This window comes from Actinomycetota bacterium (genome assembly GCA_030774015.1).
In the GTDB taxonomy this organism is placed as follows: domain Bacteria; phylum Actinomycetota; class UBA4738; order UBA4738; family JACQTL01; genus JALYLZ01.
The window spans coordinates 33,803-42,312 of record JALYLZ010000073.1; the positions used below are offsets into that span (position 1 = coordinate 33,803).

Genomic DNA, 8,510 nt, shown 5'->3' on the forward strand with positions numbered 1-8,510 from the left:
GGACATGTCAGCTCGTCCTGGCGGCGGCCGGGCCGGGGAAGTCACGGCAGGTGGATCGGACCCTCGATGAGGAAGTACGGGATGGACCCCGACGCCGGCTCCACCCACGGGTCCTGCGGATGGTCCGGCGTCACGGGGCGCCAGTCCCGGCACGCCCGCTCGACCCCCACCGGGTACACGGTCAGCACACCACTGCGGTCGATGTGCATGCGCAGGAAGTTCTTGTAGTCGTCGATGTGCTGTGCGGAGAAGGCCTCGTTGGGATGGCGCTTCACGGCCAGTTGGGCCGTCAGCAGGTAGCCCCCCATGAGCACGGCCCCGGCGAACCCGCCCACGATGCCCACGAGCAGGACGAAGGGGAGGACGGAGTACGGATGGGGCGGGAAGGGAACCCTGGTGGCCCCCCAGACCACGGTCGTCACCATGGCCATGTGGGCCAGCCAGTGGGGGCCGGCCATCGACAGCCTCCCCCACCACTTCCGCCCGTCCGCGAAGCTCCACAGCGCGAGGAGCAGCAGCAGGGCCAGGAGCAGGCTCATGGGGTTCCGGAGCATGGCCAGGCCAAGCCCCCGGAAGCCGGCCCCCTTCATGGCGACCACGAACGGTTGTCCCAGGGGAAGGGCGAACCGGATCATCCACGCGAACGCCATGTACAGGAGGCCGTTCAGGATCATGAACGTCCACGTCCGGACTGGGGCGACGAAGGCACCCCAGCGCAGGCGCTCCGATCGCCGCACGTCCGGGAAGACCCCCTGCTCCGCCCTGCGATAGGGGATCTCTTCCGCCCCGGGACCCGAGGACATCGGCCATGAGAGGTGCTCGGGCAGGTTGTGCGTCGGATACAGGAAGGCCCCGCCGCCCCCTGAGGTGATGCGGTGGCTTCCATCCGTCCCCTCGTAGCGGGCATAGTGGTGGAGGTCCCCGGAGAGCACGAGGCGCAGGTCCAGACCATGGGCCCGAACGACGTCGCTCTCGAAGTACACGAGGTTCCGCTTGGCCCGCTCGTTGGCCTGGAACGACACGTCACCGACCAGGGTGTCGTGGACCCATGCCGGCTTGGCCGTGCACAGGATCAGGCGGTCGCCCGGCTTCGCGTGGTTTGCGGCCACGTCGTGGAAGTAGTCGAGCTGGGGCTGGTCGATGCGGAAGTCGAGCTGGACGTCGATCCCCCACAGCCACCACTGGTGGGGGAGCTCGATGGCGAAGTAGCTCCGGCTCTGGTCCACGCGCCACCCTCCCACCCACTTCCCCGCGTGGAACAAGCGGAGGAACGTGGACAGGCCGTCGTACCAGTCGTGGTTCCCGGGAATGGCGAACAGGACGGGGCTGCTCCCCGGTTCGGTCCAGGGCAGGGCCGCGCGGTACGGGCCGATCAACCGGCCCTGGTAGGCGTCCTCGTTCGGGGTCGGATAGACCTGGTCGCCTCCCATCACCAGGATCCGTCCACGCTCGATCCGGCGGGGTCCGGCCCCGTCGTGGACCTCGAGCGCCTCCCGCCCCAGCAGCCATGCAACCGTGTAGGTCGAGTCCCACCCGTCCCCCGCGTCGGACACGTAGTCGATCCAGATCTCCTCGCCGGTGAGCGGGGGAAACGGCGGCTGGGGGAGGGCCGCCATCGTCTCCCGCTTGTCGGAGTACTGGCCGAAGATCCCCGCGAGCAGCACCTTGTAGCCCGTGCTGAGCAGACCCATCGGGCTCAGCCACTTGACCATCGGTTTCCGGTTGTGGAACGGGTCATCCGGAGAGCCGATCTCGGGCCGCGAGGGAGGGCCGGGCGGTACGGGCGCAGCGTCGGTCGAATCGCTCATGATCCCCCCTTCGTCCCCGGCCGCGGGTCCCTACGCGAGGCCGAGGAGCGGGCCGAATATCGCATATGGAGCCTCCGCGCCGAAACTGGCGCGGTCCATGTCTCCGCCCACGGTGATCGTCGGCCACCACATATATGCTCAGCTCGGCGATGGCCGAGCTGCCTGGTGGTTCGGAGTTCCGACGCAGGTGGAAGGCTCTGCGCGTGAGGGAGCGCTTTCGCGTTCTCTTCCTGGCGCTCCGAGGCAGGGTGGCCCCCGATCCCGATCAGAGAGTTCTCGTGGCCGCCTATGCTCATCAGGAGCGCCAGCCTCGGCGACTGGTAACTCGGCTGGGCTCCACCTTGATCGGTGTGGCGATCGCCGAGTTGACGCTCAGACCTCCGGGATCTTCCGTCCTCGCGGACGTACTCGGAGCCTTGCTCGGCGTCGCGCTGGCCGCCTTGCTTGCCCGCCACTACCTCGGGCGAGCCGAGCGACGGAACGTGCGGGCACTCGGCGACCGGGACAGCCCCGACGACTGAAGACGGTGCGGTGCGAGAGGGGGGAGTCGAACCCCCACGCCCTTTCGGGCACCGGGTCCTAAACCCGGCGCGTCTACCGATTCCGCCACTCTCGCGCTACAAACGTGCCGCTCGGAGTGTAGGCGGCGCCCTCAGCTGAGCGCTGACCGGGTGAACACTCGGACCGAGATGGCCAGCAACGCCCCGGCGAAGACCAGCACCACCGCGAGGCTGAGCGTCGCCATCGTGGTCGCACTGCCCATGCCCCAGATGTCCGCCAGGCCGGAGCGATCCCCCAACAGCCCGTAACGCATCAGCGCCAGCCCGTGGGTGAGGGGCAGCACTCGGGCGAACCAGGCCAGAAATCCCGGCAGGGCGCTGATCGGAAAGAGCGAGCCGGCCAGGAACCACGGCACGATGGCGATCGCGGGGACGCGGGCGATGTACTCGTCCTGCCTCGGGACCCGGCTGGCCAGGGTCTCGGCCGCCCCGTACATCCCGACGGTGAAGAGCACGGCGGTGGCGACGAACCAGGCCACGCCCGCACCGGTGGCGTGGAAGTGGATCCCCCGCACCAGCGCGAACCCGATCAGCGTCACCACCTGGAAGGCGGTCACGGCCAGAGCGACCGCGAGGTTGCCGAGGACCAGCATCGAGCGCGGGATCGGGGCCGCGAGCAGCTCTCGCTGCGCCCCGCTCTCCCGGTCCACGATCACGCTCAGCCCCGAGAACATCGTGTTGAGCGGGATGAGCAGACCGATGGTGCCGATCGCGATGAACGACTCGTACGCCGCGCTCGTGTGCAGTGCCTCCTTCAGCGCGGGCGCGATCACCAGCGCGAACAGGATCGGCGTGAGCAGCGGAACGAACAGCTCCCGGGGCGTGCGCACGGTGAGCTGGAAGCGCCGGCCCGCGAGGGTCGCGAGCGGGAGCGCCAGCGTCCGGCGGCGCCGGGTTCGGGGAACGGTGGAAGCGATGGTCGCCATTCGAGGTTCTCCTCTCGCGTCGAGATTCGGGCAGTGGTCTTCCCTGTTCGTGATGGGTCAGGCGGCCTCGGCGAGCCGGTCGCCGGTGAGCCGCAGGTACACGTCGTCGAGCGTCGGCTTCCGGGTGCTGATCGAGGTGGCTCCCAGCTGGAGCGCATCGATGGCGGCGATCGCGTCGCCGGCGGCGCCCTCGTGCAGGGGCACCGTCACGGTCGACCCGACGGTGAACGCGTCGTCCCCGGCCACGCCGTTCGAGCGCAGCGACGCCAGAGCTGTGTGGGGGTTCCCGCTCACCCGCACCTCCACGATCTCCTCGCCGAGCCCGTCCAGGAGCGCCGCCGGCGTGTCCAGGGCCACGATCCGCCCGGCGTGCATGATGGCGAGGCGGTCGCACAGCCGCTCGGCCTCGTCCAGGTAGTGCGTGGTCATCAGGATCGTCATCCGGCTGCGGGCCCGCAGGTTGGCGATGACGTCCAGCAGCTCGTGGCGGATCCTCGGGTCCAGGCCGACGGTCGGCTCGTCCAGGAACAGCACCTGTGGCTCCGAGACGAGGGCCCGTGCGATCTCCAGCCGCCGCCGCTCGCCGCCGCTGAAGGTGCCCACCGGCCGGTCCACCAGCAGGGACAATCCCATCAGCTCGGTGATCTCGGCGATGCGGTGGGCGGCGGCTCCAGCTTCGACCCCCCACAGGCGGGCGTGGATCTCGAGGTTGCGGCGGCCGGTGAGCGGCCTGTCCACGACGGGGTCCTGGAAGAGGACGCTGCTGATCCGGCGGGCGGCCAGCGGCTGGCCGGCCACGTCGAACCCGGCCAGCCTGGCCCATCCCCTGGTGGGCACGACGGTCGAGGTGAGCATGCCGATCGTCGTCGACTTGCCGGCGCCGTTCGGTCCGAGCAGGCCGAACACCTCGCCCGCGGCCACGTCGTAGTCGATCCCCTTCACGGCCTCCGCGCCGCCCGGATAGGTCTTGGTCAGGCCCCGCACCTGGATGGCGAGGTCCGCTGGTCCCGGCGAGCGCTCGATGTCGATTTCCATGGGTGCCTCCTCCTTCGTGTCGATGGCGCAAGGACGTGGCTCCATCGGGGAATGTGACATCGGTCGCGCGGAGCCATCCGCGTGTCATATCCCGGCCCGCGATCTCGTCCCTGTTGGTGGAGACCTATCCTCGGAGGCCTGACATGAGCGACAGACCATCACGCGAGCAGCGCCTCGGGGTCGACGATCGGCTCGCCGACGTGTGGCACGAGCAACGTCGACTGTTGCTCGACGTCGCCTACCGGATGCTCGGCAGCGTCACGGATGCGGAAGACGTGGTCCAGGAGGCCTTCGCCCGGCTGATGCGGGTCGACCTGGAGGAGATCGACGACGTCCGGGGGTGGCTGGTCGTGGTCGTGACCCGGCTGTGCCTCGACCAGCTTCGCTCGGCGCGGGCTCGGCACGAGGCATACGTCGGTACGTGGCTGCCCGAGCCCCTCGTCGAGGTCCCCGGCGCCGAGCCCGATCCGGCCGACCGGGTCACCCTCGACGACAGCGTGCGCATGGCGCTCCTGGTGGTGCTGGAACGACTGAGCCCCGCGGAGCGAGCGGCCTTCGTGCTGCACGACGTGTTCGGGTTCTCCTTCGAGGCCGTCGGGAGGATCGTCGGCCGGTCGCCCGCGGCCTGCCGGCAACTGGCGAGCCGCGCGCGGCGCCACATCGAGGCCGAGACGAGCCCGGCGCGGTTCGAGGTGGACCCGGCCATGCTGCACCGTGCGGCTGAGCAGTTCATCCGGGCCGCCTCGAGCGGCGACGTGGATGCGCTGTTGAAGGTGCTGGATCCCGATGTCGTGGGATGGACCGACACGGGTGGCGTCGGCGGGGCGCCGCGAGCCGTCGCCGGAAGCCTCCGGGTCGCCAAGACCCTCCTGGCATTCCTCAGGACCTGGAACGTCACCCTGGCGCCGATGGCGGTGAACGGCGAGCCTGGGGCGATCGCCTCCTTGGGCGGCGAGCTCATCGCCGTCCTGGCCCTCGAGTCGCGGGAGGGCTTGATCATGAAGATCCACGCGATCGCCAACCCGGAGAAGCTGGCCTACGTTCGGTCACGGCTCGGTGGCCGGCAAGAGTCCAGCTGACGGGGAGGCGTCTGAAGGCGTGCTCCGAGCGCCTCACAGCCCCGTTCAGGCGCCACCCGGCGGCGCCGCCCGGTCCTCGATCTCCCAGGCGTGATCCAGGGCGTGCCACGCGGATCTGCGGACGAAGTACCGGGGCGGCCAGTGGGTGCCCGAGCGGCGGGGTTTCCCCGGGGGCTCGCCGCGCACGCGGGCCCACAGCGCCTCCACGATGGCGGAGCGGAGGCCGGCGGCGAGCTCGGGCGTCGCCTTCTGGTCGTCGCGGATGGGGAACCGCTCACCGATCTGCGCCAGGTACACGGCGTCCGCGCCCATCACGTGGCTGACGATCGCGTCGAGCTCGCGGCCGCCGCCGCGGGGGCCCTTCCGAAGCTCCTTGCCCACCGCGGCCTTGGCGGCCCGGTCGAACGCGGCCCAGCACGCCTGGAGCAGCGCGATCTGCCGCTTGGTCTCGGCGTCGTCGAGCGGACGGTCGTCCGCGGCCGGCGGGATGCCGGGAGCGCCGAAGTCGGTGGTCGCATTGCCCTTCAGGCGCTCCACCACGCGCAGGGACGACACACGCGCCGGAGCGGTGAACTCCCCGGCGACCTTCCGCCGACCAAGGGCCTTCACGTAGCGGGGGGCGGCGTCGACCAGCGCGTCCAGCGCCGCATCCTCGTGGCGTCCGCTCCGGCACCACCCCGGCCATTCGAGCGCGCCGGCGAAGGTTCGCTTCTTCCCGATCTCCAGGTAGACGCCGATCGGCAGCGTTTTCACCCGGTCATGAGGGCGACCCGGGCCGGGTTGGCCGGATCGACCTTCACCGCCAGGCGCACGCCGGGCACAGTTGGTGCAGCCCCACGCCGGTCGCCGCGATCACGATGCCGATCACCGCCGCGCTGTCCTCCAGCAGGACCGTCTTCACGGTGGGGTCGGGGCTGATCCGGACGAACTCCAGGACGGGCAAACCGGCGTCGCTGGCCTCCCGACGGGTCTGGCGATAGGCCCGCAGCCACGAGATTCCCTCCGCCACGAACGAGATGCCCAGCACCACCCACGGGACCGTACTCGGAGTCCCCGCTCTGGAACACCCCCAGCAGTGCGAGCACGCCCTGCCCGATCGAGAAGATCGCCCCCGCCACGAAGATGAACACGGCGGTGAGGAAGGCCCAGAAGAACCGCTCATTGGCCGTAGCCGAACGGGTGATCCTCGTCTGGCTCCTTCTCCCCGCGCGACAGGGAGACGCGGAGGAAGACCTGGTCAATGGTGTCGGCAACGGAGTGGGCGAACTCGGCCAGGATGGCCTTCGACCCCGAGAGCAGCCCGGCCACGAGCTTGGCGATCGCGATCAGCCCGTTGGCCGCCCCCGCGATGTGGACGGTGCGCTTGTTCTCGTCGCCCACGATCCCTCCCGGGCGGGCCTCGACAGCGGCTTCTGATCCGGGGTTACCCGCCGGGAACGAACCCCATGCGGACAGCCGACCGAGAACGGCCTTGCAGACGCGGGACTCACTCGCGGTGACCTGCACGTTTGAAGCTTGAACTGCCCCGCCGAGGGGTACGCAATGGCGTGCCCGCGACTCAGGGGAGGTGGATGGGTATGAAGAGGAGATTCCTCTTGGGGGTGGCGCTCCTCGGTGCGCTCCTTCTGGTGTTCATGATCGTGCCGGCGTCGGGGACGTCGGGCTTCCAGTTCAGCACCGGGTTCCTGCCGGGCTCCGATGACGGCAACGAGCCCTCGCTGGCCATCTCGACCGGGGGCATTCGCTACGCGTCCTGGCAGGCTCCGGGCGAGTTCGCCGTGGCGTCCGACGGGGTCACCTGGACGAACACCGGTGAGCCCGACTCCGGCGCCCTGGGCGACGTGTCCAACGCCGTGGACGCCTCGGGAGCCGTGTACAACGGCCAGATCTGCGGCGTCCCCGCGGCGCTGCACACCTGCGTGTACCGCAGCACCGATGGGACGGTCACCTGGCCGCAGCAGACCATCGCCGCGGACTCCAATCCTGGCGCCTCGGACCGACCGTGGATCGCGGTGGACCCGACCTCGACGACCGGGTCGTGGGACCCGGCCAACACGACGGTGTACCTCGAGTACCACACGTTCTCGCCGGACGACATGGTGTACGTGACCAAGTCCACCGATGGCGGTGCCACGTTCGGTCCGCCCATGAACGTGACGAACGACCCCAATGCGCTGTCGGCGTCGTCGTGCAACACCATTCCCAGCGGGATCGTCGTGGACCCGAACAACCACTACGTCTACGCGCTGTGGCTCTCCGGGAACGACGTCACGGCGAACACCGCGAGCGGCTGCAACTACTCGCAGCTGGGCCCGTTCGACAAGGCATGGGTGTCGGTGTCGACGGACGGCGGGACCACGTGGACCGCCTACCAAGCGTGGCACGGCAAGTATGATCCCACCACGCTGCAGGGAGACAACGCCGACAAGATCTTCGGCACGATCAGCGTGGACCAGGCCGGCCAGGTCCACGTCCTTCTCCCGGTCCGTCACCACGACGACCCGGTGGGCTACACCACCGACTGCCAGACCAATCCCAACTGCCAGGAAGCTCCGCGGCCCACCCGTCTGCTTCTGGTGACATCGCCGGACCAGGGGCAACACTGGACGAAGCCGGCCGTGCTGACCCCAGGGACCAAGGGGTCGAACTTCTTCCCGTGGATCGCGGCCGGCGCGCAGGGCGTCGTGGACGCCATCTGGTACAAGTCCGCCAGCAGCAAGCCCAATGACCCGTCCAGCGTGTGGAACGCGCAGTTCGGCCAGATCACCGGCGCGGTCGCCATCTTCGGGCCCAGCCAGGTCCGGTACGCCTCGACCCCGGTGCTCACGCAGCTGCGGCTGGACCCGAACCCGGTGCACATCGGAGGGATCTGCTCGTTCGGCATCTTCTGCTCGGTGGTCCCGGGTGCAAACCGAAACCTCGCCGACTCCATCTCCATCGCGCTGGATCCGTCTGGCGGGGCGAACGCCGTGTGGACGAACGACGTGGTTTCCCCGGAGCAGATCGAGTTCGCCTGCCAGATCGGCGGGCCGAGCGCCACCACCGGAAGCGGCCTCACCGGCTGCTTCAGCGGAAGCTGACGCACCGGACGGCCTCGAGGGC

At 69.7% G+C, this 8,510-nt stretch carries 9 protein-coding genes and 1 tRNA gene; 3 read left to right on the forward strand and 7 right to left on the reverse strand.

Translation table 11 applies throughout. The features are described from left to right. Nucleotides 1-41: 41 nt before the first annotated feature. Nucleotides 42-1,691 (reverse strand): metallophosphoesterase, encoded by a 1,650-nt coding sequence (locus M3Q23_07510; protein ID MDP9341939.1) that lies wholly within the window; start codon nt 1,689-1,691, stop codon nt 42-44. Between the two features lie 266 nt (nt 1,692-1,957). On the opposite strand from M3Q23_07510, the gene M3Q23_07515 reads away from it, so the two are divergent. Further along, the gene (locus M3Q23_07515) at nt 1,958-2,329 is read left to right on the forward strand and encodes a hypothetical protein (protein ID MDP9341940.1); all 372 of its coding nucleotides are present in this window, start codon (nt 1,958-1,960) and stop codon (nt 2,327-2,329) included. Between the two features lie 11 nt (nt 2,330-2,340). Here the strand turns inward: M3Q23_07515 and M3Q23_07520 are convergent. From M3Q23_07520 to M3Q23_07530, 3 genes are all read right to left on the reverse strand, one after another. After that, nucleotides 2,341-2,424 (reverse strand) — tRNA-Leu (locus tag M3Q23_07520). A 36-nt stretch (nt 2,425-2,460) separates the two neighbouring features. Continuing rightward, nucleotides 2,461-3,294, reverse strand: coding sequence for an ABC transporter permease (locus M3Q23_07525; GenBank protein MDP9341941.1), 834 nt, complete (start codon nt 3,292-3,294; stop codon nt 2,461-2,463). Between the two features lie 57 nt (nt 3,295-3,351). Next, the gene (locus M3Q23_07530) at nt 3,352-4,329 is read right to left on the reverse strand and encodes an ABC transporter ATP-binding protein (protein ID MDP9341942.1); all 978 of its coding nucleotides are present in this window, start codon (nt 4,327-4,329) and stop codon (nt 3,352-3,354) included. Nucleotides 4,330-4,472: 143 nt separating this feature from the next. On the opposite strand from M3Q23_07530, the gene sigJ reads away from it, so the two are divergent. Beyond that, nucleotides 4,473-5,408 (forward strand): RNA polymerase sigma factor SigJ, encoded by a 936-nt coding sequence (gene sigJ, locus M3Q23_07535; protein ID MDP9341943.1) that lies wholly within the window; start codon nt 4,473-4,475, stop codon nt 5,406-5,408. A 45-nt stretch (nt 5,409-5,453) separates the two neighbouring features. Here the strand turns inward: sigJ and M3Q23_07540 are convergent, their stop codons facing one another. The 3 genes from M3Q23_07540 to M3Q23_07550 all read right to left on the reverse strand — a co-directional run bounded on the left by M3Q23_07540 (nt 5,454) and on the right by M3Q23_07550 (nt 6,788). Next, complete coding sequence (locus M3Q23_07540) at nt 5,454-6,161, reverse strand: hypothetical protein (GenBank protein MDP9341944.1); 708 nt, start codon at nt 6,159-6,161, stop codon at nt 5,454-5,456. A gap of 43 nt (nt 6,162-6,204) precedes the next feature. Continuing rightward, nucleotides 6,205-6,438, reverse strand: a complete 234-nt coding sequence (locus tag M3Q23_07545) for a hypothetical protein (GenBank protein MDP9341945.1) — start codon at nt 6,436-6,438, stop codon at nt 6,205-6,207. 128 nt (nt 6,439-6,566) lie between these two features. After that, nucleotides 6,567-6,788, reverse strand: coding sequence for a cation transporter (locus M3Q23_07550; protein MDP9341946.1), 222 nt, complete (start codon nt 6,786-6,788; stop codon nt 6,567-6,569). Nucleotides 6,789-6,985: 197 nt separating this feature from the next. Between M3Q23_07550 and M3Q23_07555 the strand changes: the two genes are divergently transcribed. Next, nucleotides 6,986-8,488: a glycoside hydrolase gene (locus tag M3Q23_07555; protein ID MDP9341947.1), complete on the forward strand. Its 1,503-nt coding sequence runs from the start codon at nt 6,986-6,988 to the stop codon at nt 8,486-8,488. Nucleotides 8,489-8,510: the final 22 nt, after the last annotated feature.